Below are 24,224 nucleotides of genomic sequence, written 5' to 3'. Positions count from 1 at the left end.
ACCCGAAAGGTGGATGCCACGCTGACCGCGCGTCGGAGAATGCCAGCTGGTGCGCTCGGGTGTATGTGCGTGGTCCCTCGTCCGTGCGAAGGGGTGTATGTGGACGCAGTGCTCGGCTTGTCGGTGACTCCCACGTCCTTCGGGCTGGTCCTCGTCGAAGGTTCCGACGCCGACGGCGCCACCATGGACCGCGACGCATTCGATGTCGAGCACGGGGCCGTCCACACCTCCGAGCAGGCCACCGCGGCGGTGCTTCGGACCGAGGCCATCGCCGCCACCCGCGGAGTCCGCCTTCACTCCATCGGCCTGACCTGGAGCGAGGACGCAGGCGACCAGGCGTCGCAGCTCATCCGATCGCTGTCGGAGTCGGGCTTCGACATCGTTCCCATTCGCCTCCCGGAGGCCACCGAAGCCCTCGCGCGCGGCATGGCCGACGTCATCGGCTACGAGACCACTGCGGTGTGCGTGATCGAGCCGGAGACGGTGATCGCGCTGATCGTCCACACCGGCGACGGTGCGGTGCAGACGGCGTTCAACCACGCGATCGACACCGAGGAAAGCCTCATCAGCTGGCTGAGCACGGTCTTCACCAAGGCCGACTGGCAGCCGGAGGCGTTGGTGGTCGTCGGGTCGGCTGGCGGCTTCGATGAATTCCGGCCGGAGCTCGAGGAGGCCCTTTCGGTCCCGGTGTTCTGCCCGGCAGAGGCCGAACTCGCGCTGGCCCGCGGCGCTGCGCTGGCATCGACCTCCGCTTCCGACCTTCCGTTCGCCGCCTTCGTCCATTCACCGGTGACCACCGCCCGTGCGCCCCGGACCAGGGCGCAACGCCGCCCCCTTGCGCAGGTGGGCGCACTCACGATGCTGGTGGCCGGGGTGCTGACCTTCGTCGTGTCGGTGTCGGTCGCGATCAGCCTCCAACTGGGCCCGCGCGAACAGTCGGGTTCAGTCGCCCCCGCGGGTACCGTCGAGGCGCCCGAAGCCCCCGCTGCCCCCGCGGTGCGCCAGTCGGAGCGCCGCGCCGCACCCGTCATTCCCGCGCCGCCGCCCGCCGCCCCCGTTGCTCCGCCGCCCGAGGCGCCGCCGGTCGACGTCGAAGCACCCGCCGCCGACGTGCCCGCCGAAGGGCCGTACCTCGAAGAGGCGCCCTCACCCGACGCCGCGCTGCCCCCGGATCCCGCAACCCTGCCGGGTCCCGCGGCCCCGCCGCCCGCAGTCGCTCCGCCCGCGTACACCGTGCCGCTGCCTACGAAGAAGCCGTCGATTCGCTCGCGCATCATGGATCGGATCCGGGGTGTCAACGATCCCGATCCGGCCGAGCTAGCCCCACCGATCGAGCCCGCGCCGCCGATCCTTCCCGGCGATGTGCCACCGGTGCCACCTGTCCAGTAGCGGGCCGGACCTCTCGACTTCGCGGGGCCGCAACGCGTTTCGGACGGCGCTGCGCGTCGCGCTGGTGACCTCGGTGGTGGTCGCCGTGGTGGCGGTCGAACTCACCTCGCGTTCCGGGGTTTCGTGGCGGCTGGTGACCTTCACCTACCAGGCGAATCTGCTCGCGGCGGCGTACTACACGTGGGCCTTGCTGTCACCGCGGGCGGAGAACCGCGTCGGCCTGCGCGGCGCGGTCGTGCTCTACGTCGTCGTGGCAGGCGTGATCTGGAACCTGTTCCTGACCGGGCACAGCATGGGTTACACCACGGCCAACCTGTTGTTGCACGTCGTCGTGCCCGTGTTGGCCGTCGCCGACTGGCTGCTCGGCGCTAGCGGCTCCGCGGTGCTGCGGTGGTGGCAACCGTTCGCCTGGCTCGCGTATCCAGCCGCCTACGGCCTGGTGGCGCTCGTGGTGCTGAATCGGGTGGGCCGGCGGGCGCCGTACTACTTCCTCGACCCCGCGAGCGTCGGAATCGCCACGGTGGTGGCGAACCTCGGTTTGCTCGCCATCGGCATCCTTGGGCTCGGTTACGCGCTCCTGGCCTTGACGCGCGTGTCGCGGGCTAACGCGTAGCGGCGACAAACCGAATTAGCATGTATCCAAACCCGAGCGTGAAGGATGGACACTTGCCAAGAGCTATGCGGTTCGTGCTGGCAGTAGGGGCAGTGGCAGCGCTGCTCTCGATGGGATCGGTAACACCCGGTCTCGCCGCGACGCCCGGTGCACTCTCCGTCGCGAACGTTTCGCCAGGCGACGGCCACGTCGTCGGCGTCGGCATGCCGGTCACGGTGACGTTCGCGAGGCCCGTCGTCGACCGTGCGGGCACCGAGCGCTCGATCGAATTCACCTCGGCGCGGAGCCCATCGGGTAGTTTCGCCTGGCTCGACGACCGAACGGTGCAGTGGACGCCGTCCGGCTTCTGGCCTGCGCACTCGACGATCTCGATGTCCGTTGGCGGGTTCAAGACCGACTTCGAGACCGGTGCCGCGGTGGTGGGGGTCGCCGATCTCGACGCGCACACGTTCACGGTGAGCATCGACGGGCAGGTGGCTCGCGAGATGCCCGCGTCGATGGGGAAGTCCAGGAACCCCACGCCGATCGGCTCGTTCACCGCCCTTGAGAAGCAGTCGCCGGTGATCATGGACTCCCGCACGATCGGGATTCCGCTCAGTGACCCCGACGGCTACAAGCTCACCGTGTACAACGCCGTTCGCGTCACGTGGGGCGGGGTGTACGTGCACGGCGCTCCGTGGTCTGTTGCGTCGCAAGGTAATTCGAATGTCAGCCACGGTTGCATCAACCTGAGCCCCGACAACGCTGCCTGGTACTACGACACCGTGAGCATCGGTGACCCGATCATCGTGCAGGCGTGACCGCGTGAAGGTTCTTCGCCGTCGGTGACACCGCCACCGAGCTGGGTTCGGCATAGGTGCCGAGCACCCGGTCGGCGGTTCCCGACGTCGTCACGGTGAACCAGTAGTGCTCGTTGCGGTAGTGGTGTTGACGGTGATTCGTCCACACTGACCGGTACAGCGCGGATTTCGGCTTGTAGTCGCTGTGGATCAGGTAGTGGCACCACTCGTAGCCCAGGCCGAGCACCGTCACGAACACCAGGTAGGTCAGGCCGAGTCCGGTGCGCGGGAAGGCGAACAACGCGATCGCGACCGAGACCGGTATCACCCACAGCAGCGCGCGCCACGGAATGAAGATCAGCGGAACCTCGCGCGGGTTGACGTGGTGTTCGCGGTGCTTGCGCGCGAGCAGCGGGTCGATGGTCACCGCGCCCAATCGCTTTGGCCGCCAATGCAACACGAAGACGTGCACGATCCACTCGAAGAAGGGGAACACCGCGAGCATCGCGACGGGCACCAGCAGGTCGGTCAGCTGCCAGCCTCCGACGACGACCCTGGCCGTCAGCGATACGACCAGCGCGGTCCCGATCATCCACGGGGATGGGTGCCGGAGGAACTCGCGCAGCGCGTCGGAAAGCGTGAAGTCGCGCCGATCCCCGCGAGTCACCACCCGTTGGCTCCTCGCGCGAGCGCTCGTCGGTGTGGCAGTCATGCGTTGTCCTCCAGGGCGTCGAGCGCCGTCAGCAGCGCGGTGGTGGCGGGTTCGAGAAGCTCGCGGGCCGCGCGTTCGGCGAGTTCGGGATCACCCGAGCGGATCGCCTGGGCGACGCGACGGTAGGCGTCGGGACGGCCGACCTCGTCGGCCATCATGACGGCGAGGGCGTCGAGCGCGGGCTCGTAGGTGGCGCGCAGGGTGTTGTACATCAGCCGGAAGGCGATCGAGTCGGCGCCGTCGACCACCTGGTCCCAGAAGGTCAGGGCGTGCCGCTGGCGTTCGACGGCGTCGTCCGCGCTGGCCAACTCCTCGACGGTGGTATCGAGTGCGTCGGCGGCGCCGGAACCGGCCCTTCGCGCGGCGAGTTCGGCGACCTTCGGGCCATTGTGCAACCGCGTCTCCAGAATGCTGCGCACCACCGCGACGTCGACCTGGCCGTCGCGCAGCAGCAGCCGGGGGAGCAGGTCGAGGCCGGCGTGGCGACGGAAGTCGCGCACGGTCGTGGCGTCACCTTGGCGTACCTCGACCAGTCCGGCGGCGATCAGCCGCTTGAGCGCCTCACGCACGGCAGGGCGCGACACGCCGAGCACCTCGGCGAGTCGCCGCTCGCTTGGCAGTGCCTCACCAGGTCGCATGTCCCCGCTGAGTACCTCCGAGACGATCTGTTCGAAGACGTCCTCGGGTACCGAGCGACGGTTGACCGGTTGCAGCGCCATGACCCAACGATGGCAGGCTGACGGTCAGAGGTCAAGTGGTCTTACCAGTTGCCGACTCAGCGCAGCGCGGCCGCGGTCTGCTCGTCGGCGGGCAGAAAGGCCTCGATGCTCAACTCGGCTGCCGTCAGGTCGAGTGCGGTGCCGAACGTCGTCACCGTGGACAGGAACGTCAGCACGCTTCCGTCCGGACCGTCCAACTCGAGGGGTACCACCACGCCACCGAGGTCGGTGCCGTCGTCGAATCCACCTGGGTAGGAATCGATTTCGGCCAACAGTGCGGCAAGCTCGACAGACCCGCTGACCACGACCTCTCGGCGCAGCCGGCCGATCACGTGATGGCGCCACTGCCCGAGGTTGCGGATGCGCGGCGCCAACCCCTCCGGGTGCAGCGAGATGCGCAGCGCGTTGGGTGGGTCCAGCAGGTGCGAGGCGACACCCTGCAACATCACACCCGCGCCGGAGTTTGCCGCAACGATGTTCCAGCCCCTGTCGACGGCCAGACACGGAAACGGCTCGTAGGCCTTCAGCACCGCGGCGACGCCGTCGCGCACTGGCGCCATGTCCGGGTCGTCGAGCGACCGTTCGGCGTAGACCGGCGCCAGCCCCGCGGCCATCAACAGCTGATTGCGCTCGCGCAGCGGCACGTCGAGCGCCGCGGCGAGCCGCAGCACCATGGCCCGGCTGGGCGCGGACCTCCCGGTCTCGATGAAGCTGACGTGGCGCGACGACACGTCGGCCTCGTTGGCCAGGTCGAGTTGCGATAGGCGGCGCCGCTGACGCCAGTGCTTCATCAACGAGCCGAACGGCGGGTGTTGGGTGTGCACGCTGGTCACCGGCTCAGTCTTGCGCAGCCGGCCGCGCCGATCCACTACCTGCCAGGTAATTGGCTCGCTTACCTCTTAGGTGCACGCTTGAGTGGTCCGGAGAGTTCCGGCGACCCGAGGAGGCGACGATGGAGTCCCGTCAGCGAGCGCAGGCCACGCCGGAGATCCCGCGGTGGCTGACGTTCGTGCTGAAGTCGGACCGGACCGGATCCGCCTGGTACGTCGGCCTCGGGTTCTTCTTCGCCCCCGCGCTTGCGATCGTGTCACCGTGGCCGGGCCTCACCACCGCGTTGTGGGTGGTCATCGCTCTGGCCGGACTGTGGCTGGGGCTGCTGGGCATCGCGATGGCGACGGGATTGGCCATGGTGCTGCGCACCGGCGCCGAGATACCCGAGGACTACTGGCGGTCGATCATCGACTACAAGCGGAGCTAAGCCGGTTGGCCGGCTGCCGCGCCCGTGTAGTCGACCTGCCAGTGTTTGATGCCGTTGAGCCAGCCGGACCGTAGCCGCTCCGGCTTGGCCAGCGAAGTGATGTCGGGCATCGCGTCGGCGATGGCATTGAACATCAGGTCGATGGTCATCCGAGCCAGGCTGGTGCCGATGCAGTAATGCGCACCTGTGCCGCCGAAACCGACGTGCGGGTTGGGGTCGCGCAGGATGTTGAAGGTATACGGGTCGTCGAAGACGTCCTCGTCGAAGTTCGCGGCGCGGTACATCATGACGACGCGTTGGCCCTTCTTGATCTGTACGCCCGACAGTTCGGTGTCCTCGAGCGCAGTGCGCTGGAATGACGTGACCGGGGTGGCCCAACGGACGATCTCGTCGGCCGCCGTACCGGGACGCTCCCGCTTGAACAGCTCCCACTGGTCGGGGAATTCGGTGAAGGCCATCATGCCCTGGGTGATCGAGTTGCGGGTGGTCTCATTGCCTGCCACCGCCAGGATCATGACGAAGAAGCCGAACTCGTCGTCGGTGAGCTTGTGCCCCTCGACGTCGGCCTGAATGAGCTTGGTGACCAGGTCGTCCGTTGGGTTCTTGGTGCGTTCGGCTGCCATCTGCATGCCGTAGGTGATCAGTTCGACCGAAGCGGTCATCCCGTCGTTGGAGGCGAACTCCGGATCCTGGTCGCCGACAAGCTGATTGGACCAGTGGAAGAGCTTCTTGCGCTCATCCTGCGGCACACCCATCAGGCCGGCAATCGCTTGTAGCGGGAGTTCGCAGGACACCTGCTCGACGAAGTCACCGGAACCCTCAGCCGCGGCCTTGGCGGCGATGTCGCGGGCGCGAGCGGCGAGGTCGACACGCAGCGTCTCGATGGCACGCGGGGTGAAGGCCCGCGAGATGATCTTGCGCAAATGGGTGTGGTGCGGTGCGTCCATGTTGAGCAGCACGATGCCCCGGCTGGAGTTGATCTGGTCGCGCGACGCACCCTCGGCGTAGCGCGGCAGGGCGGTCTTCTCCTGGCTGGAGAAGACGTCGCTGCGCCGCGACACCTCCTTGACGTCCTTGTGCTTGGTGACGACCCAGTAGCCGCCGTCACCGAAGCCGCCCTTGTCCAACGCCTGCTCGTTCCACCAGATCGGTGCGACCTTGCGCATTTCGGCCAACTCCTCGACCGGAAGGCGTTCGGCGTAGATGTCGGGATCGGTGAAGTCGAATCCGTGGGGGAGATTGGGCGTCTGCGCGCTGTGTGACATGGGCTGAGGTACTCCTCATGACGACGTGGTCTAGTGGCTTCAAAAGCATTGGTACACCACAGCCAGGCTGCAAGGAGCCGGTTGGAGAAACTCTGCTGAAGTCCCAAGTGGAACCTGTTCCCGTTTCGCGATCTGTAACGAAACTCTAATGAACACAGATTGACCCAGCGGTACCATGAGTCCCTGGAGTAACACGGAGAGGCCACCGCGTTGACAGTCGACATCCGCAGGTTTCTGACCACGTTCATCGTTGGCGCATCTGCACCCGCCGTTGCGCTTTTCGTCGCGTCGTCGGCGTCCGCAGATCCCGTGCCGCCCGTACCTCCGCCGCCTCCTGGTCCCATCGTCGTGCCGCCCCCTCCTGGCCCGTTGGCGCAGCTCAACGGCGTGGCTCCGCCGCCGGCACCCGACGTACCCGTCGCACCCGACGCAGCCGACCCGCTGGCGGCAGGCGCGGTGCCCACGCCGCCTCCCAATGGCATTCCGCACCTCGCCAGCCCCGACGCACTGCCCCCAGGCGCGACGATGGACCCCAGCGTCATGGGCAACGAAGGTCCAAACACGAGCTACCTCAAGGACTTGTGGCATGCCGTGCAGAACCAGGAGATCAGCGGCAAGGAAGCGCTGATCATGGGCCTCGCACAGCGCGGCATGAACACGCCGTACCCGGATCAGGCGCCCGGCCCGAACGTGCCCACCGCACCCGTCGACCCCGCGTTGGCACCTCCGCCACCGCCGCCTGCCCCAGCGCTTCCGTGGCTGCCGCCCGCTAGCTTTCCCGCGGTTAGTCAAGGTGGTTGATTGTCAGCCGCCATCGCCCGGGGTGTTGGCCTCGGTTCGTGCGCGATGAAGAGTTGATCGCGAGGTCTGGCTTTGGGCCGTGGTGGTTCGGCAGGCTGATAGTCGCCGTTGAGTCGGCAGGCTTTCATGTGCGCCGTAGGCGGCCCAGCGCGAGCGGGCGGCAAGCTAGGTTGCGCCGTCGTGCGGCATAGCCCTGATGGCCGTCACCGCTCGCGACCGAGCCTTCCTCGACGATAGCGCTGTTCATCGAAAGGTTGTTGAGTTCGCAGTAGCCGGAAGGCCAGCCGGCAGGCATGGCGAGCCAGGGCTACCCGTGCCTGCATGGGTGCCATCCCACGGGCCCGCAGTTCGGCATTTCGTTCAACGAACGATGTTGAGCACTGCGAGAGTCCCCAGGCAATGCCCATCAGAGCGTCGCGGTGCTCGGCCAGGCCCTGACGGGAGATACGACCGCGCCGATTGAGCGTCGCCGACTGATAGAGCGCCGGGGCCAAACCCGTTGCCGAGTACAGATGTTCGGCATCAGGGAAGCGTTCGATGGGAAGGCTGTGGGCGGCGAATGCCGCCGCGCGGATCGCGGCGACACCGGGCAGTGTCGTCAGGATCTGGCCGTCGGTGTCGGCGAGCGATGCCATGACTTCGAGGTCGATGGCCTCGATATCGTCGCGCAGACGGCGATAGCGGTCCAGATCGCGCGCCAGCCACCGAGCGCGTTGGTCGGCGTCTGCCGGCGGCGGCAGACAGGTGCGCCACCGCTGCAGCCAGTACTCGGCGGTAGTAGCCGTCAACCGCCCCGGGGCCCGGCACATCAGCGACCGCAGTTGCGGTGCCCGTCCCGAGAATGCCGCAGCGCACGCCAGCACAGCCAGACCAGTCGGGGTTTCCACCGCCAGGGAGCGCCCATGACCAGCCGGCGCCGACAATCCAGGACACAGCGCATTGAGCTGGTCGTGCAACCGCTGCTGAGCGACCTTGCGGTCAGCGACCAACCCACGACGATGCCGCACTGCGGCACGCAGCGCCTCCACCGACGACTGCTCGCCGTAGCGCCGACCGCCACCTTGACGCGCCATGTACGTCAAGGCCGCGCAGTCACGATCATCGGTCTTGAACCGGCCCGAACCCAGCTGAATACGAGCCGATTTCGTCTCCGACGGAGCGAACAGCCGTACCGAACCAGGATGGCGACGTTCCAGTTCGGTCACCCACGGCCGGTGCAGACTGCCCGTCGCCTCGATCGCGATCACCGGCGCATCTGGACCATGCTTGTTCAGCGCCAGCTCCAGCTGGCAAACGCCTTCTCGCGAGACGGCCAACGACATCGGATCAGCGAGCATCCCCGAGCCGTCACTGATCCACACCCGATTGAATGCCTTACCTGGATCTACGGCGACGATCACCGTCGACGGATCAAGCGCAATCCCCAACACCGACATAAGCAGCCTCCTCTGAACCGGACCTCCATAGAGAATCCGTCCAGCCACTACTCATGGCCTATCAGCCCGCCGCTCCCGCCGACTCCGTGAGATCGGCGGCCGTCGCCCGCTGCAGAAGCTCGAGCACCGTGCGCACGTGCGTGCGTTCCACCGCCGCCCACACCGCGTGCGTGGCGAGCGTGCGGTGATGCACGAACGTCGCGAATAGCAGCCCTTCCGGGCGTAGTGCGAACAGCAGCTCGCCGGGCATCCCGATCCGCGAGTCCCGTCCGAGCAGAACGGTGTCGGCGGAACTGCGCCGCACCTCCCATCCGAGCACCGTCTCGTGGGCGTCATCTGCGTTCTTCAGGCCAAGTGCCACCCAGCCTGCCGATAGGCGCGCGCGCATCGCCTCAGGCGCTTCGTCGAGCACCGCCTCGGCCCAGCGCCTGGCCGTCCAGTCCGGATGTGCGCTTGGGTCGACGAGGAAGGCGTCGGCGTAGTCGACCCTCGACAGCGTGCTCGATTCCCGCACGCCCTCCGGCACCGTCACCTGCCGGGCACTGGACCGCCACAGTCGCCCGATGGTCCGCAGCATCATCGGGTAGACGAGGCGGTGGCGGAACGGGGCGATCGCGGCCATGTAGGCGCGGCCCCGCAATCCGTTCGGCTTGACGAGCACCGCCATCTGGCCTCGGTAGCCGCCGGTGCCATCGGCCACCCAACCGAGGTGCAGCACGCCGTGCATCGTCTCGTTGGCGATCTCCAGCGCCGCCTCGCGATCGGTCGCGTACACGAGGCGGAACGGTTGGTCGTCCCGCATGGCGAGGTCGCCGTCGGTCCGAAGGTCATCCGGTAGCCGGTCGCGCAGTGACGCGACGCGCGTGCCCAACCCCGTGTCGGCGCGGTCCAGGCCCAGCAGGCTGCCCAGTCGCCACCGAATCGCGAACAGCGCCCCGACGACGGGGGAGGACTGCGCCGGGTCGAAGGACTCCATCAGCTGGAGCAGCCGGTCGAAGTCACCCGGGCCGCCGGGCGTCGGAAGTGCCCAGACGTCCTCGACGCGGAAGTCGTTGGCAATGGCGTGAATTCGCCACGGCATCCGGGTGTGTTCACGCTTGGGGAGTGTCGTCGCTTGAACCATACACTACTGTATGTATGCTTCGGTCGTATTGTCAATGGCCGTCCACGAGCCGCCCCCACCAAGGGAGAACCGATGCCCGCCCCAACCCGGACCACGCGAGCGGCGTGGATCGATGCTGGGTTGGCGGCGCTGGCCGACGGGGGACCGGACGCGGTCCGCGTCGACGTGCTGGCGCAGACGCTAGGCGTGACGAGGGGCGGCTTCTATCACCAATTCGACGGCAAGCGGGCGCTGCTCGACGCGCTCCTCGACACGTGGGAGACCAGGAGCACCGACGAGGTACTCGACCGCGTGGAACGCGAAGGCGGCGACGCCCGCACCAAGGCCACCAAGGCCGGTCTGCTGACGTTCTCCGACGAGCTGATGCCCGTCGACCTGGCCATCCGGAACTGGGCCCGCCACGACGCAGAAGTCGCGGCCAGGCTGCGGCGCGTCGACAACCGGAGAATGGACTACCTGCGGACGCTCCTCGCCGAACTGTGCGACGATCCCGACGACGTGGAAGCCATTGCCCTACTAGCTTTTTCGTTGCTCATCGGCGATCACTTCATCGCCGCCGACCATCCCGGCCGTAGCCGCCTCGACGTGATGCAGCGCGCCGCGCAGCGGCTCTTCAGCTGACCGCGACCGGCACCGGCTCGATCCGGGCGGGGACGTGCTTGTGCCACGGCGTACCTGCGAACGCGTCGCGCCACTGCGTCGAGGTCAGCTCGTTCGGCGCAACCCCAGGCACGACCGCCCGCCCGTCCGCCTCGACGTGATCGACGCCGAACCCGTTGGGCAGTGACACGTGGCCGGGCTGCATCGCGTCGCTGACCTCGACACCGGCCTCGGCGTAGCCCGCCGCGGTCGTGATGCGCACCCGGTCACCGTCTTCGACGCCGATGGCGGCCGCATCCTCCACGCTGATGCGCAGTGCGCCGTCCTGGTCGCGCTTGCGCCACGACGGATCGCGAAGGATGTCGTTGGCCGTGTAGGCGCGCCGCTCACCCGCCGAGAGCACCAGCGGGAACTCCGTGCTTGTGAACTCCGTTCGGTCGCCGGCCAAGGCCATTGCCTCCTGGAGCATTTCGGGAATGTCGAGTGCGATCTTGCGGTCCGCGTGCGTGATGAGGGCGAAGTCATCGGCGTATTCGTGCACGGTGAAGGTCACCCCCGAGCGACCCGTCAGGATCGCCTCGAACAGCGCGTTGCCATCGGCATGGCCAGCCCGGCGGACGGCGTCCGGATACGCCATCGCCGCCTTCTGGGCGAGTCCCCACAAGGCCGCCGCCCCGGCCAGCCCGTCGGGCATCGTCGGGCCAAGTGTCTCGTACAGCACGAACGGAAGCACCCGGCCCAGAGCGGGATTCGCGCTGACTGCGGTGAGGAACGCCATCGCATAGGCATCGAGCCCCTCGCGCGCCGCGTGGCGCAGCGGGCGGAGGTCCTCGTCGTCGACGACACCGAGCGCGCGCACTAGCCGCGCCCAGATCTCCGGTTCGGCCAGCGTGCCGGGCAGCGGTTCGAGGAGCGGATGGCGAAGGTGGAAGGTGTTGTGCGGGAACTCGAGGTTGAAGAAGGTGGCCTCGGGCTTCTCGAACTGACTCGCGGCGGGCAGCACGTAGTGCGCCAACCGCGCCGTCTCGGTCATCGCCACGTCGATGACCACGAGGAGGTCCAGTGCGCGAAGTGCCTCGCGCACCCGCGCGGAGTCGGCCACCGAATGCGCCGGGTTGCTGCTCTCGACGATCATCGCCCGGAACCGGTCGGGATGGGTGGTCAGGATCTCTTCGGGCACGACGTTGGACGGCACCAGGCCAGCGATGATCGGCGCTCCGGTGACGGGCGTACGTCCGACCCCGCCGACGCTGAACAGCGGCGCGAACGACGAATGTAGGTGCTGGGCACCGCGTTTCGCGAAGTTTCCGGTGAGGATCCAGAGCAACTTGTTCAGGTATGAGCACAAAGTGCTGTGCGGCGCTTGCTGAATGCCGAGGTCCTCGAAGACGGAAACGCTCTCCGCGCTCGCGATTCGGCGTGCCGCGGCGCGCAGCAGCCCCTCGTCGACGCCGCAGTGCCGCGCGTAGTCGGAGATCGGGACCTCCCGCAGCATGGCCACGACGCCGTCCACACCGGTGACGTGTGCGGCGAGGAACTCCTCGTCGCACCTGTCCTCCTGCACGAGTACCGCCGCCATCGCCGCGAGGCACCAAGCGTCGGTGCCGGGCCGGACCCGCAGGTGAAAGTCGGCGAGCTTGGCGGTGTCCGTGATCACCGGATCGATGACGATCATCGACCTGGCGGGGTCCTTGGCGATGTCGTTGAGCACGACGCGGGCGCGCGGGAAGCTCTGCGACATCCACGGGTTCTTGCCGATGAACACCGAGACCTCGGCGTGCTCGAACTCCCCACGCGTGTGGCCACCGTAGAACTGGGCGTCGACCCAGTACTCGCCCGTCTTCTCCTGGGCGAGCGCGTTGGACCGGTATCGCGAACCGAGCGCCTTGAGGAACGCGCCGCTGTACGCACCGCCCAGGTGGTTGCCCTGGCCTCCACCGCCGTAGTAGAAGACCTTGTCGCCACCATGCTCGTCGCGAATGGCCATGAACCGCTCGGCGATCTCGGAAATCGCCGTGTCCCAGTCGATCTCCTCGTAGGTGCCGTCGTCGCGTCGCCGCAGGGGAGAGGTCAGCCGGTTGCGGTTGTTCTGGTAGTGGTCGAGCCGCAACGCCTTGTTGCAGGTGTAACCCTGCGACGCGGGATGCGCCTTGTCGCCGCGGATCTTGGCGATCTTGCGGTCGTCGAGTTGAACCACGATGCCGCAGTTGCATTCACAGAGGATGCAGGCCGTCGAGTGCCAGTCGTCGTGCTCATCGGTCATCGCGAGTGCTCCCGTGCTCGGTTGCCGCCGCCACGATGGCGCGCAGTTGTCGGTGGACGAGGTCGATCGGCTTCGGGTCGCGTGCGGTGCGTGCGACGACGATGGCGCCCTCGATCGACGTCATCAGCAACATGGCCAGTTCCTCGGCGCGCTCGCCGGTGACTCCGTCGCTCTCGAGCCGCTGGGCGATGAGTTCGGTCCAGCGGGTGAATGCCGCTGCGGCCCTGTCGATCACGGGCTGGTTGTCCGCCTCTACGGCCACGGCCACGACCGGGCAGCCCGCGCGGTAGTCGGACTCGATCAACTGCGCACGAAAGCCGTCCATGATGACGTCGACGGCGGCCAGACTGTCGGCCGCCTTGGCCACCCGGGCCGCGGTGTACTCGGCCGCGTAGTCGACGGCTTCGCACAGGAGCTGTGTGCGACCGCCGGGGAAGTAGTGATACGCGGAACCGCGTGGCGCGCCGCTGTGTTCGAGGACGTCGGAGATGGCCGTCGAGTGTGCGCCGCGTTCTCTGATGAGCAGCGCGGTCGAGATGACCATTCGTTCGCGGGGCGTCGGCACTATGTAGAGCATCATACATAGCCGTCAAGGCCGCCAAACAGACGCAAAATCCCCTCATTCGCGAGGAATGAGGGGATTTTGCGTCTGCTCGCGCTTAGACGGAGGCAGCCTCGTTGAGCTCGTTGAGCGTCGTCGTCGCCTCGAGGTACTCCTGGACCCACCGCTCGATCACGGCGGAGGTCTTCTCGACCTTGGTGAACTGGCCGACCACCTGCCCGACGGGATTGAACGCGACGTCCACGGTCTCGTCTGGGTACTTGTGAGTGGCCGACACCGCCAGTCCGGAGACCATGAACTGCAGCGGCATGCCGAGCGGCTTCGGATTGTCCGGGTTCTCCCACGCGTCGGTCCAGTCGTTGCGCAGCATGCGGGCCGGCTTGCCGGTGAACGAGCGGCTGCGGACGGTGTCCCGGCTGCCCGCCTTGACGTAGGCCGCCTGCTGCACCGGGGTGTTCTCGGCCTCCTCGACCATGAGCCACTGCGAGCCCGTCCAAGCGCCCTGCGTACCCAGCGCCAGGGCGGCCGCGATCTGCTGGCCGCTACCAATGCCGCCCGCCGCGAGCACCGGGACGGGCGCGACCTCCTTGACCACCTGCGGCCACAGCACGATCGAGCCGACCTCGCCGCTGTGCCCTCCGGCCTCGCCGCCCTGGGCGATGATGATGTCGACGCCCGCGTCCGCGTGCTTGCGCGCCTGGCTCGGCGACCCGCACAGCGCGGCGACCTTCCGGCCTTCGGCGTGGATGTGGTCGATCATGTCCTTCGGCGGGGTGCCGAGCGCATTGGCGATGAGCGTCATCTTCGGATGCTTGAGCGCTACCTCGACCTGAGGGGTGGCGGTGGCTTCGGTCCAGCCGAGCAGCCGCAACGTGCTCTCGTTGTCTTCATCGGTGAGCGGCACGCCGTGATCGACGAGGATCTTGCGGGCGAAGTCGAGGTGTTCCTGCGGCACCATGTCGGCCAGCATCTTGCCCAGTTCGTCGGCGGACAGGTTCGAATCCATGCCCTCGTACTTGTTGGGGATGACGATGTCGACGCCGTACGTGTGGTCGCCGATGTGCTCGTCGATCCAGTTGAGCTCGATTTCCAGCTGCTCGGGCGTGAATCCGACGGCGCCGAGCACGCCGAACCCGCCGGCCTTACTGACCGCGACGACCACGTCCCGGCAGTGCGTGAAGGCGAAGATCGGAAACTCGATGCCGAGTTGGTCGCATAGGACGGTATGCATGCCTGCTCCTTGGATGGGACGCCAGCGAGGGGACGTGAAATTGAAACGTGTTCTAGTTTAGTACCCGGACGTAACGACGTCGGCCAATGGTCGACTTTTCGCCGCACAACACCGCGCTCGGCGGCCTCTTTACGAATACGATTGGCACCCGTGGTCGTGTCGGCGAAGGAGCTCAGCACGTGACGCACTGGCTCAGCCAATCGCTGGTGCTCTCGTCGGACTATCGGGTTCCCGACCCCGAGCGCGTGTGGCCGTTCCTCGAGCGGCGCAAGGACGCGCTCGCCGCGATGGGCGCCCACCACGTGCTGGTCTACACGTCGAACAACGATCCCGGTCGGGTCATGGTGCTGATCGCCATCCACACCAGGGAATCGGTCATCGAACTCCTGCGGTCGCGGGTCTTCTTCGACTGGTTCGACGCCGTCGGCGTGGACGACATCCCCGCCGTGTTCGCTGGTGAACTCGTCGAGCGGTTGGACCTCGCTGGGCAGTCGACACCGTCGGCCCCCGAGGTCATGGTCTCCGTGGTGACCACCGTCGACGACGTCACGAATCTGATCACCCACGTACGCGAGACGGTCGACGACCTCCGCGCCGCAGGCGTGCGCTCGCTGTTGATCTTCGACGCGTTCGACAACGCGCGCGAAGTCATGATGCTGTTCCAGATCGACGACGAGAACCACGCGCGCCACTGGCTGCGCGATTCCGAGCTGTCCACGGAGTGGATGGGCAAGGCGGGGATCGGCGCATATCCGCCGGTCTTCGTCGGCAGGCTGCGCAGCACGCTTCGCGTCAACGAGGCGGAGCCGACGGGCGCGGACTGATGTACGTCTGCCTGTGCGTCGGCGTCACCAATCAGATGGTCGCCGACGTGGTGGCAGGGGGCGCCACGACGTCGAAGCAGGTGGCCGCGGCGTGTGGGGCGGGCGGAGAGTGCGGACGCTGCCGTCGTACGGTGCGGGCCATCATCGACGCCCGGCGCGGCGACGCAGCGCAGGCCCCCGCCGATCCACGGCGCTGACCTGCATGCTCGGCCAGCCCCGACTGGCGGCCTCGGCGGCCAATCCGGGCCGCGGGTTCACCGGGCGGGGATGGCCGACCAGGCGCATGAGGGATACGTCCTCATCACCGTCCGCGTAGAAGTAACTCCGTTGCAGGTCAATGCCTTTGGCGGTGCTGAACCGCTCGACGGCCGCGGCCTTGGCGGGCCCCCACACGATCGGATCCACGATTCCGCCAGTGAGCAGGCCGCGCTCGTCGACCTCGAAGTGGTTGCATATGACGTTCGCGACGCCCAGGTGGCGGGCCACCGGCTCGACATGAATTGCCAATGCCGACGAACTGAGCACCACGGTGTGACCACGGTCCTGGTGAGCCCGCACCACGTCCCGCATGGGCGCGAACAGCCTGGCTTCGATGCGCTGCCGGAACAGCAATTCCCCGAGTTCGTCGAGTTCAGCCAGCGACTCGCCGCGGAGGTAGCCGGCCGCGCGCACGATCAACCGTTCGAACTCCATGCGACCCAACCGGTAGCGCAGCGACGCCTCGACAACGCCGAGCACCTCGCCAATGCTCGCCTGACGGTTGCGGATGCGGTGACCCGCGTGCACCGTCGCGGTGAAACCCGAGACGAGCGTGCCGTCCAGGTCGAAGTACGCGCCGACCTGCGGACCCGACGGACCCGACGCCACTTCGGCGAGCAGCCGCGCGACGGTCGCCTGGGCATTCATCAAGGCCTCACTCCCGATTCGGCGGCGACGCTGTCATCGCTCGAATCCAGTTTGCCTCGGGTCACCGACATCGCCCACCCGCGGGGCAGCTCGGTCCGACGTCGTCGAATCGATCAACGCAGCGGCCGATGGGCGCGAAGACGCAGCCATCGGATAGGTTCGACCTCAGCAGTTTCGTGTTTGCATGGTTCAGCCTCAGCCCGGCGAGCACGCGAGTAACGCCGGCTCGCAGGCAGCGAACACGGCCAAAAGAGGGAAGTTGGGCCTTGAACGAACACCGCGAATCATCCGCTGATGGTGCGACCGCTTCGTCGGCATCGACGTGCGAGGTGACCGAGAAGTGGGTCGGCGAAGTCGTCGTCGTGACGGCCGCAGGCGTCGTCGACATGCTGACCGCACCCGAACTCGAAGGCGCGTTGCGCACCGCAGTGGCCAACAAACCCGAGGGGCTCGTGGTCGACCTGACCGATGTCGAGTTCCTTGCCTCGGCCGGCATGGGCGTGCTGGTCGCGGCGCACGACGCGAAGGATGACGGCACCCGATTCTGTGTGGTTGCCGACGGCCCTGCCACGAGCCGGCCGCTGAAATTGGTGGGAATCGCCGACATCGTCCCGCTCTACGCGACGCTCGACGATGCCCTCGCCGCATTCACTGGGTAGACACGCTTAGGCAATCGTTCGACCGGGTACGTAGCTTTTGTCATGATCGACCCAATGCCCACTGCTGACGTCGCCAACGCCGAGCGCTTCGAGCGCATCGGAGTCGCGGCCACGCCGCAGCTCGCCGCGCGCACCCGTGACGAATTCGCCGGATGGCTCAAGCAGTTCTTCGACCTCGACGCAGCTCGATCGAGCGACCTGGTGCTGGCCATCAACGAAGCGTTGGCCAACAGCGCCGAGTACGCGTACGCCGACTCGTGTGATGCGGGCACCATGGATCTCCAGGCCTGGCACGACCCCGCCGAATCAGTCATCACCGTCGTCGTCGCCGACCGCGGCGAGTGGCGCATGTCCGACACCCAGCCGGACACCCGAACCCGTGGGCGGGGCATCCCGCTGATTCGTGCGCTGTCGGACCGCGCCGCCATCGAGACGTCGATCGACGGCACTGCGGTCAAGATGACCTGGACGAACGTCGCACGTCGCTAACCGGTTTTAGGACGGCAATCCGTAGAGCCCACGTCCGGTCACCAACGGCATGTCCAGGGTGCTCCGGATGCCCGTTTCGGCGGCGAGCACGTCCGGGATCGCGTTCACGATCCGACCCGCCGCGGCAAGGATGGCGGCGTAGTTGTGGTCGCCGTTGCGGCTCGTTGGGGAGACGTCCATGACGTATGACGGTTCCCCGGTGATCTCGACCCGGTACGAGCCGCCTTCCTGCGCGGGCTGCGCCCAGTCGGGACGAAGGTCGCCGCGCAGCCGCGTGATGTGCTCGACGACGATGACGGGCTCACCCTGGACCAGACCCTCGATCTGGAAGCGCAGCGCGGCGACGGTGCCCTTCTTGATGGTTCCGACCGCAACATCGAAGTCCTCCGGTGCCGGTTCCTGTTCGACGGAATCCCTGATCTCGTCGACCTCGACGCCGAGGCCAGCCGCCAACTGCCGGATCGCGGTGCCCCAGGCGATGCTCAGCACACCCGGCTGGAACAGAATCGGGAAGTCTCCCAACTGATTTCCGAATCCCATCACGTCGAACATCACCGTCGCACCGTCGTAGGTGGCGTAGTCGGCGATCTCCATCGTGCGTACCTGCTTGATGCTCTGGCAGGTGCCTGCGAGCGCGAACGGCAGCAGATCGGTGGCGAAACCGGGATCGACGCCGGTCATGAAGACGGTCGAATCACCTTCCCGCGCAGCATCTTCGATGCGCTGGATGTACTTGTCTGGGATCACCTGCCACGGGAACTGCAATACCCCGGGCGCCGAACCGACCACGTCGATGCCTGCGGCGAGCAGCTGGCGGATGTCGGCCATCGCCTCGGGCAGCCGCGTATCGCCCATCGCGCAGTAGATGACGCAGTCGGGCTTGGCTGCGACGATGGCGTCGAGGTCGTTTATCGCGGCGATGCCCGTGTGCACGTCCAGGCCGGCGAGTTTGCCCGCGTCCGTCCCGACCTTGGCCTCGGACGAGACCCAGACGCCGGTCAGTTCGAACCGCGGATCGTTCACCAGCTGGCGCAGCGCGAGCCTGCCGCAGTTGCCGGTGCCGATGAGCGCGACACGTATCGCCATGCTTGCCCCTTTTCCGTCCGGCTCCGCCGAGACGCATAGCAGTATGCGTGCTGCACCTCAGAATTGGAACAGGTTCTAGTTCGAAATCTGCGTACGGTAGCCTGACCCGTCATGGGACGCGTGGACGGAAAAGTAACACTGATCAGCGGCGGGTCGCGGGGGATGGGGGCCGCTCACGCACGGGCTCTCGTCGCCGAGGGCGGAAAAGTGATCATCGGCGACATCCTCGACGAGGAGGGCAAGACCCTCGCCGACGAGCTCGGTGACGCGGCCCGGTACGTCCATCTCGACGTCACCGACGCCGAGCAGTGGGATGCCGCCGTCAACGTCGCCGTCGAGGCCTTCGGGCGGCTCACGGCGCTCGTCAACAACGCCGGGATCGTCGCACTTGGCAAGATCGGCAAGTTCGACATGGTCAAGTTCCAACAGGTCATCGACGTCAACCTGACCGGCACGTTCCTCGGCATGCAGGCCGTCGTCGAACAGCTGAAGGCGGCTGGCGGCGGTTCGATCATCAACGTGTCGTCCATCGAGGGACTGCGCGGTGCGCCCATGGTGCACCCGTACGTCGCGTCCAAGTGGGCGGTGCGCGGGCTGGCCAAGTCGGCCGCGATCGAGCTCGGTCCGTCGAACATCCGGGTGAACTCGATCCACCCCGGCTTCATCCGCACGCCGATGACCAAACACTTTCCCGACGACATGGTCACCGCACCGCTCGGCCGTCCCGGACAGGTCGAGGAGGTCGCGTCGTTCGTGGTGTTCCTGGTCAGCGACGAGTCGTCGTTCTCGACCGGCGCCGAGTTCGTGATGGACGGCGGCCTGGTGACCGACGTCCCGCACCGGGACCTGTTCTAGCGGGTTGCTCCAACGGTCGCGATGGCGTCGACGACGGCGCCGGGGGCGTCGAGCGCGACGAACGTGCGCGCACCAGGCACTTCCACCATCGTCGCGTTCGGGAACACCGCGGCGAGCCGGCGTCCCAGTGCGGGCGTGAAGGCCCGGTCGGCCATGCCCCACACCAGCGTGACGGGTTTGGCGAACCGGGGGAGCCGGGTCGCCACGTCGGTGAGATCCGTTGCGCGGACGGCGCGCAACAACGTGGCGAGGTTCGCCGCGATCCGCCGATCGGTACCGCTGGGCTGCACCCAGGATGCCGTCAACGCGTCGTCACGCCGCAGCAGCAGCCCGTAGCCCAGCGGGGAACGTCGCAACGCGGGCACCTTCATGAGCCGCAACAGGGCCTGGATCGATCGGGGCCCGCGCATCGTCGCGAACACGACGTTGAACGGGAACGGTGGGAACTTCTCGAACGCATCGCAGTTCGTCAGCACCAGCCGGCCGACGTGCTCGGGATGGCGGTCGACGACGAGCTGGCAGATGCCGCCGCCCGTGTCGTTCCCGACGAGGGTCACGTCTTGCAGTTCGAGCGCGTCGATGAACTCAGCGACCATGTCCGCGACCAGTCCGGGACTCAGCGGCACCGACTCGGCCACGGGCAGCGTGTGCGAACCAAGGGGCCAGTCCGGCAGGATGCACCGAAAGCCGTTGCGGGCCAGTTCCTCTGCCACCTTGAGCCATAGCCGGTGGTCGACGAGGATGCCGTGGACGAAGAGCACGGGCGGATGCGACGAGTCGTCCGGGCCCAACACGCGGTAGGGGATCGTCGCTTGTTCCAACCTGACCTCTGGCATCTCGACTAACCTTCCTGGTTAACTTCCGAACACTCGGTATGAAAGTTACGTGCAGACTGTATGAAAGTCAATGGCAAGTCCGAAACCCGCCGGACCCAGGCGGAGCGCACCGCGGCGACACAGGCGCGGTTGCTCGAGGCTGGGCGCAGACTGTTCGCCACCGCCGGGTTCGCAGCCGTGTCGACGCAGGCGATCGTCGACGCGGCCGGAGTCACGCGCGGCGCGCTGTACCACCAATTCGGTGACAAGGCAGGGCTTTTCGCAGCGGTGTACGAGCAGGTCGAAAGCGACCTCGTCACCGCGATCGCGAACCGGATCTCCTCGGCCGCGCCCGAGACCCACCTGGACGCGATGCGCCTCGGCGCCCGGCTGTTCCTGGAGGAGTGCTCGTCGCCGAAGGTTCAGCGGATCGTGCTCATCGACGCCCCCGCGGTGCTCGGTTGGGACCGCTGGCGCGAGGTCGGCATGCGTTACGGGCTTGGCGTGATCGAGGCCATGCTGGCGCAGGCGATCGCCGACGGCGTCATTCCCGACCAGCCGACGAGGCCCGCGGCGCACGTGCTGCTCGGCGCGCTCGACGAGGCGGCGCTCTACGTCTCCCGGGCCGATGACGCAGCGACGGCCCTGACACAGATGTTCGCCGTCTGCGACCGCGTGATCACCGGGATCGCCTCCAGCTGAGCGCGCGCTTCGGGGCGACAGGCAGAATGGTGCCTTCACGACCACCGGAGGAGGTAGGGCAATAGCGACCGCGCTGCGCCGAACCGCGGGTTTGGGCACCGTCCTCGCGCTACTGCTCCTGCTTCTGCTCTGCGGTGGAGACCTGCCGCGCTTCGCAAGGCCCGAGGCCCCGGCCGCCCAGGTCGAACTTGCGAACGGGTGGACGCTCTCGTCGGCGCGCGACGTCGAGGCCGACGGTGCGGTCGTCTCGTCGGCGGGGTTCCGCGACTCGGACTGGCACCAGATCCGCAGCATGCCGGCGACGGTGTTGGAGGCGCTGCGGGCCGACGGTACGTACCCGGACCCGTATTACGGCACGAACCTGCTCGACCGCGTGCCCCAGGACCTCTACCAACAGGACTGGTGGTACCGCACCACGTTCGACGCCCCCGCGGGACATAGCGCCTATCAACTGAACTTCCCCGGCATCAACTATCGCGCCGAGGTGTGGCTGAACGGGCACCTCGTCGCGGGAAGCGACCAGCTCGTCGGGATGTACGTCGACCACGACCTCGACGTGTCCCGGTGGATCGAGCGGGGGCGCGCCAACGTGCTCGCCGTCAAGGTGACGCCCGAACGGGCCATGCAGGACGTCGACGGGGTCGAACTCGCCGACAGCTGGTTCGACTGGATCAACTGGAACTACCTCGGGTACCGGGGCCCCAACAAGAATCCGTTCAACGGCAATTCCTTCGTTCCCGATCGCAACGCCGGGATCTGGAAGCCCGTCTACCTCCGGATGTCCGGCGCGGTGGCCATCGGCGACTCGGCGGTGAACTCCGAACTGCCGCTGCCGGCCATCGACAGTGCACGCCTGACGATCCGCAGCGACCTGCACAACTTCTCGGATCGCCCGGTGGGCGGGGTGCTGCGGGCCACCATCACCCGGCCGGGGAAGCCCGACGTCGAGGTCGAACAGCCCGTCACCCTGCGACCCGACGAGCAACGCGAGATCACCTTCAGCCCAGATGATTTCGGCTCCCTGACGCTGCAGCGACCCGACCTCTGGTGGCCGTACACGATGGGTGCGCCGAACCTATATGACCTGCGACTGCAGTTCCTGCAGTTCGACAGACCCGTCGACGAGAAGGGGCTGCGCTTCGGCGTGCGGACCATCACCCAGGGCCGCGACGACGACGAACGATTCCCCGAGCTCGGTCGGGGTGGAAGTTTCTATCTACAGGTGAACGGCCGCGACTTCCTGGTTCGCGGGGCGACGTACACGCCGGATCTGCTCTTCAGATACGACCCCGACCGCGAGCGCGCGATCCTCGGATACGTCAGGGACCTGGGCCTGAACATGGTGAGGCTGGAGTCGAAGATTCCCACCGAGGGCTTCGTCGAGGCAGCCGACGAGCTCGGCATTCCGCTGATGGTCGGTTGGATGTGCTGCAACCAGTGGGAGAAGTGGCCGCAGTGGGACAACGAGGACATGCGGGTCGCGTTGGAGAGTCTGCGGTCGCAGGTCGCGATGTTGCGTTCGCACGCCTCGGCATTCGTGTGGGCCAACGCCAGCGATGGTCGCCCACCCGCGCCGGTGTTGGCCGCCTACCGCTCGGCGCTCGGTAACCTGCACTGGCAGAACGCGATCGTGGATTCGGTGTCGTCCTACACGACGACGGCCGACGGCGAACGCCTGTGGGATGGCATTCAGATGGCGGGCCCGTACACCTGGCGACCGCCGACCTACTGGTTCTCGGGGCAGTATCGCGCGGCGCGAGGCGCATCGGCCGAGCAGGGCGACAACGAGCACATCCCGCCCTTTGCCAGCCTGAAGGAGTTCATTCCGCCGGACAAGCTCTGGCCGATCAACGACACCTGGTACTTCCACTCCGGGTCCAATCCCGGCAACGCCGCCCTGACCAGCGCCCAGCGCGTCATAAATCGGCGCTACGGACCGTCAAGTGGCGCAGAGGAATTCGCACGCAAGGCGCAACTGTCGCACTACGAGTCGACGCGTGCGCAGTTCGAGTCGTTCGCCGCGCTCGGGTGGGCGGGCCACAAGATGACGCTGTACTGGATGCTCAACAACCACTGGCCGTCGTTCTTCGGCAACGTCTTCGATTACTACCTGCGTCCGGGTGGGGCGTACTACGGCGCCAAGAAGGGCCTGCGGCCACTGTCGGTCGTCTTCGACTCGTATGCGACGGGCGACCACAGCCAGGCAAACGTGACCGTCGTCAATCAGACGCCGAGCGAGGCGCGGGACGTGCGGGTGCGGGTGCGGGTCTACGACCTGGCGGGCACGGTGCGCGACGACAGGACCACCGGCCCGCTCACCGTGCCCTCGGGCGGCGTCGCCGCGGCGCTGACGCTGCCTCGGGAGGCCAGGGACTCGCGGGTGTTCTTCGTGCGGTGCCAATTGCTGAGCGATGACGGCGACGTCATAGGCGAGAACGTGTACTGGCAATCACAACGCAACGACGACGTCGGAGATCCCAACGGCGACTTCGCCTTCGACGCGAACCAGGCCACTTGGGCGGACATGACTCCGCTGAACTATCTGACCCGCGTACCGTTGGGGGTCACCGCGCAGCGGTCGACCAACGGCGCGGGCCAGCAGGTGGTCACCGTCAGGCTGCGCAACGCGACCAGGAAGATCGCGTTCTTCGAACGCGCGGAGCTCATCTCGACACGGGACGGCGACGAAATCCTGCCGATCGAGTACAGCGACAACTACATAACCGTCTTCCCTGGCGAGACGGCCGAACTTCAAGGCGTGGTCCCGAGCCCGTTCGCCAGTGCGAACTGGGTGCGGGTCACCGGGTACAACACGCCACCGGTCGTCGTGCCGGTGACGTGACCGGGCAGGATACGACGAAGGTCCCCGCGGGACGCCGAAAGATATGAGGACAACGATGACCGAGCCCAACGAGCGGGCAACGCTTGCCCAGGCCACCGAAGCCGTCGGCTGGCAGCGCCGGGTCGACGACCGAGTCGATGTCTACCTGCGCGGGGCGACCCGAATTCGGGTGATCTGGCGTGGTGACGACGCGATCAGCGGCGGATCCCGATTCCAGGACGACGTCATGGAGTCGTACTCACGCGAGCTGGAGACCGTGAAGGGCTGGCTCTCCCGCTAAGCGGGGTCGTGCCCG

The 24,224-nt window shown here is 67.2% G+C and carries 26 protein-coding genes; 14 read left to right on the top strand and 12 right to left on the bottom strand.

The window, feature by feature from the left end; all coding sequences use genetic code 11:
- Window positions 1–99 precede the first annotated feature (99 nt).
- The 3 genes from SLQ33_RS03115 (at window position 100) to SLQ33_RS03105 (ending at window position 2,802) form a co-directional block, all read left to right on the top strand.
- On the top strand, window positions 100–1,389 hold the full coding sequence (locus SLQ33_RS03115; RefSeq protein WP_319452300.1) for a hypothetical protein: 1,290 nt from the start codon (window positions 100–102) through the stop codon (window positions 1,387–1,389).
- Window positions 1,361–2,002, top strand: coding sequence for a Pr6Pr family membrane protein (locus tag SLQ33_RS03110; RefSeq protein ID WP_319452299.1), 642 nt, complete (start codon window positions 1,361–1,363; stop codon window positions 2,000–2,002). The genes SLQ33_RS03115 and SLQ33_RS03110 overlap by 29 nt, the downstream gene beginning before the upstream one ends.
- A 65-nt stretch (window positions 2,003–2,067) precedes the next feature.
- Window positions 2,068–2,802, top strand: a complete 735-nt coding sequence (locus SLQ33_RS03105; protein ID WP_413467577.1) for a L,D-transpeptidase — start codon at window positions 2,068–2,070, stop codon at window positions 2,800–2,802.
- Here the strand turns inward: SLQ33_RS03105 and SLQ33_RS03100 are convergent.
- Genes SLQ33_RS03100 through SLQ33_RS03090 form a run of 3 tightly spaced genes read right to left on the bottom strand, consistent with a single transcriptional unit; the run spans window position 2,786 to window position 5,003 of the window.
- Window positions 2,786–3,493 (bottom strand): sterol desaturase family protein, encoded by a 708-nt coding sequence (locus SLQ33_RS03100; RefSeq protein WP_319452298.1) that lies wholly within the window; start codon window positions 3,491–3,493, stop codon window positions 2,786–2,788. The two genes, SLQ33_RS03105 and SLQ33_RS03100, sit on opposite strands and share 17 nt — an antisense overlap.
- Complete coding sequence (locus SLQ33_RS03095) at window positions 3,490–4,212, bottom strand: FadR/GntR family transcriptional regulator (RefSeq protein ID WP_319452297.1); 723 nt, start codon at window positions 4,210–4,212, stop codon at window positions 3,490–3,492. Before SLQ33_RS03095 ends, SLQ33_RS03100 begins: the two co-directional genes overlap by 4 nt.
- Before the next feature lie 56 nt (window positions 4,213–4,268).
- Entirely contained in the window at window positions 4,269–5,003 is a 735-nt protein-coding gene (locus SLQ33_RS03090; RefSeq protein ID WP_319452553.1) for a helix-turn-helix transcriptional regulator, read from the bottom strand.
- Window positions 5,004–5,164: 161 nt separating this feature from the next.
- On the opposite strand from SLQ33_RS03090, the gene SLQ33_RS03085 reads away from it, so the two are divergent.
- Complete coding sequence (locus SLQ33_RS03085; RefSeq protein ID WP_319452296.1) at window positions 5,165–5,470, top strand: hypothetical protein; 306 nt, start codon at window positions 5,165–5,167, stop codon at window positions 5,468–5,470.
- Here the strand turns inward: SLQ33_RS03085 and SLQ33_RS03080 are convergent.
- Entirely contained in the window at window positions 5,467–6,735 is a 1,269-nt protein-coding gene (locus SLQ33_RS03080) for a cytochrome P450 (RefSeq protein ID WP_319452295.1), read from the bottom strand. The two genes, SLQ33_RS03085 and SLQ33_RS03080, sit on opposite strands and share 4 nt — an antisense overlap.
- Before the next feature lie 210 nt (window positions 6,736–6,945).
- Between SLQ33_RS03080 and SLQ33_RS03075 the strand changes: the two genes are divergently transcribed.
- Entirely contained in the window at window positions 6,946–7,536 is a 591-nt protein-coding gene (locus SLQ33_RS03075) for a hypothetical protein (protein WP_319452294.1), read from the top strand.
- Window positions 7,537–7,739: 203 nt separating this feature from the next.
- Here the strand turns inward: SLQ33_RS03075 and SLQ33_RS03070 are convergent, their stop codons facing one another.
- Together SLQ33_RS03070 and SLQ33_RS03065 are read right to left on the bottom strand one after the other, a co-directional pair.
- Window positions 7,740–8,972: an IS110 family transposase gene (locus SLQ33_RS03070; protein WP_319452293.1), complete on the bottom strand. Its 1,233-nt coding sequence runs from the start codon at window positions 8,970–8,972 to the stop codon at window positions 7,740–7,742.
- Window positions 8,973–9,033: 61 nt separating this feature from the next.
- Entirely contained in the window at window positions 9,034–10,095 is a 1,062-nt protein-coding gene (locus SLQ33_RS03065) for a DUF2867 domain-containing protein (protein ID WP_319452292.1), read from the bottom strand.
- A 72-nt stretch (window positions 10,096–10,167) separates the two neighbouring features.
- On the opposite strand from SLQ33_RS03065, the gene SLQ33_RS03060 reads away from it, so the two are divergent.
- A complete protein-coding gene (locus SLQ33_RS03060) occupies window positions 10,168–10,716 on the top strand; it encodes a TetR/AcrR family transcriptional regulator (protein ID WP_319452291.1) in 549 nt (182 codons plus the stop codon).
- Here SLQ33_RS03060 and SLQ33_RS03055 read toward each other — a convergent pair.
- The 3 genes from SLQ33_RS03055 to SLQ33_RS03045 form a co-directional block, all read right to left on the bottom strand.
- Window positions 10,709–12,958 carry a molybdopterin-dependent oxidoreductase gene (locus SLQ33_RS03055; protein WP_319452290.1) on the bottom strand — a complete coding sequence of 750 codons (2,250 nt, stop codon included), beginning with the start codon at window positions 12,956–12,958 and terminating at the stop codon, window positions 10,709–10,711. The genes SLQ33_RS03060 and SLQ33_RS03055 overlap by 8 nt on opposite strands.
- Complete coding sequence (locus SLQ33_RS03050; RefSeq protein ID WP_413467576.1) at window positions 12,948–13,535, bottom strand: TetR/AcrR family transcriptional regulator; 588 nt, start codon at window positions 13,533–13,535, stop codon at window positions 12,948–12,950. Before SLQ33_RS03050 ends, SLQ33_RS03055 begins: the two co-directional genes overlap by 11 nt.
- An 82-nt stretch (window positions 13,536–13,617) precedes the next feature.
- On the bottom strand, window positions 13,618–14,751 hold the full coding sequence (locus tag SLQ33_RS03045; protein WP_319452288.1) for a nitronate monooxygenase family protein: 1,134 nt from the start codon (window positions 14,749–14,751) through the stop codon (window positions 13,618–13,620).
- A 179-nt stretch (window positions 14,752–14,930) separates the two neighbouring features.
- On the opposite strand from SLQ33_RS03045, the gene SLQ33_RS03040 reads away from it, so the two are divergent.
- Both SLQ33_RS03040 and SLQ33_RS03035 read left to right on the top strand, forming a co-directional pair.
- Window positions 14,931–15,575: a fatty-acid--CoA ligase gene (locus SLQ33_RS03040; protein WP_319452287.1), complete on the top strand. Its 645-nt coding sequence runs from the start codon at window positions 14,931–14,933 to the stop codon at window positions 15,573–15,575.
- Window positions 15,575–15,772, top strand: a complete 198-nt coding sequence (locus SLQ33_RS03035; RefSeq protein WP_319452286.1) for a bacterioferritin-associated ferredoxin — start codon at window positions 15,575–15,577, stop codon at window positions 15,770–15,772. Before SLQ33_RS03040 ends, SLQ33_RS03035 begins: the two co-directional genes overlap by 1 nt.
- Here the strand turns inward: SLQ33_RS03035 and SLQ33_RS03030 are convergent.
- Window positions 15,717–16,481: an HAD-IB family hydrolase gene (locus tag SLQ33_RS03030; RefSeq protein WP_319452285.1), complete on the bottom strand. Its 765-nt coding sequence runs from the start codon at window positions 16,479–16,481 to the stop codon at window positions 15,717–15,719. The two genes, SLQ33_RS03035 and SLQ33_RS03030, sit on opposite strands and share 56 nt — an antisense overlap.
- Before the next feature lie 329 nt (window positions 16,482–16,810).
- On the opposite strand from SLQ33_RS03030, the gene SLQ33_RS03025 reads away from it, so the two are divergent.
- On the top strand, window positions 16,811–17,140 hold the full coding sequence (locus SLQ33_RS03025; protein WP_319452284.1) for an STAS domain-containing protein: 330 nt from the start codon (window positions 16,811–16,813) through the stop codon (window positions 17,138–17,140).
- A gap of 54 nt (window positions 17,141–17,194) precedes the next feature.
- Entirely contained in the window at window positions 17,195–17,629 is a 435-nt protein-coding gene (locus SLQ33_RS03020) for an ATP-binding protein (protein ID WP_319452283.1), read from the top strand.
- Between the two features lie 6 nt (window positions 17,630–17,635).
- Here the strand turns inward: SLQ33_RS03020 and SLQ33_RS03015 are convergent, their stop codons facing one another.
- The gene (locus tag SLQ33_RS03015; protein ID WP_319452282.1) at window positions 17,636–18,715 is read right to left on the bottom strand and encodes a diacylglycerol kinase; all 1,080 of its coding nucleotides are present in this window, start codon (window positions 18,713–18,715) and stop codon (window positions 17,636–17,638) included.
- 111 nt (window positions 18,716–18,826) lie between these two features.
- On the opposite strand from SLQ33_RS03015, the gene SLQ33_RS03010 reads away from it, so the two are divergent.
- The gene (locus SLQ33_RS03010; protein ID WP_319452281.1) at window positions 18,827–19,570 is read left to right on the top strand and encodes a glucose 1-dehydrogenase; all 744 of its coding nucleotides are present in this window, start codon (window positions 18,827–18,829) and stop codon (window positions 19,568–19,570) included.
- Here SLQ33_RS03010 and SLQ33_RS03005 read toward each other — a convergent pair.
- On the bottom strand, window positions 19,567–20,406 hold the full coding sequence (locus tag SLQ33_RS03005) for an alpha/beta hydrolase (protein ID WP_319452280.1): 840 nt from the start codon (window positions 20,404–20,406) through the stop codon (window positions 19,567–19,569). The two genes, SLQ33_RS03010 and SLQ33_RS03005, sit on opposite strands and share 4 nt — an antisense overlap.
- A gap of 60 nt (window positions 20,407–20,466) precedes the next feature.
- Here SLQ33_RS03005 and SLQ33_RS03000 point away from each other — a divergent pair, with 60 nt between their 5' ends.
- The 3 genes from SLQ33_RS03000 to SLQ33_RS02990 all read left to right on the top strand — a co-directional run bounded on the left by SLQ33_RS03000 (window position 20,467) and on the right by SLQ33_RS02990 (window position 24,209).
- On the top strand, window positions 20,467–21,087 hold the full coding sequence (locus SLQ33_RS03000; RefSeq protein ID WP_319452279.1) for a TetR/AcrR family transcriptional regulator: 621 nt from the start codon (window positions 20,467–20,469) through the stop codon (window positions 21,085–21,087).
- A 91-nt stretch (window positions 21,088–21,178) separates the two neighbouring features.
- The gene (locus tag SLQ33_RS02995) at window positions 21,179–23,929 is read left to right on the top strand and encodes a glycosyl hydrolase 2 galactose-binding domain-containing protein (protein WP_319452278.1); all 2,751 of its coding nucleotides are present in this window, start codon (window positions 21,179–21,181) and stop codon (window positions 23,927–23,929) included.
- 55 nt (window positions 23,930–23,984) lie between these two features.
- Window positions 23,985–24,209, top strand: coding sequence for a hypothetical protein (locus tag SLQ33_RS02990; RefSeq protein ID WP_319452277.1), 225 nt, complete (start codon window positions 23,985–23,987; stop codon window positions 24,207–24,209).
- The last annotated feature ends 15 nt before the right edge of the window (window positions 24,210–24,224 follow it).

It is taken from the genome of Mycobacterium sp. RTGN6, from assembly GCF_033804605.1.
Taxonomy (GTDB): Bacteria; Actinomycetota; Actinomycetes; order Mycobacteriales; family Mycobacteriaceae; genus Mycobacterium.
This window is presented reverse-complemented; position numbering and strand designations above follow the sequence as displayed.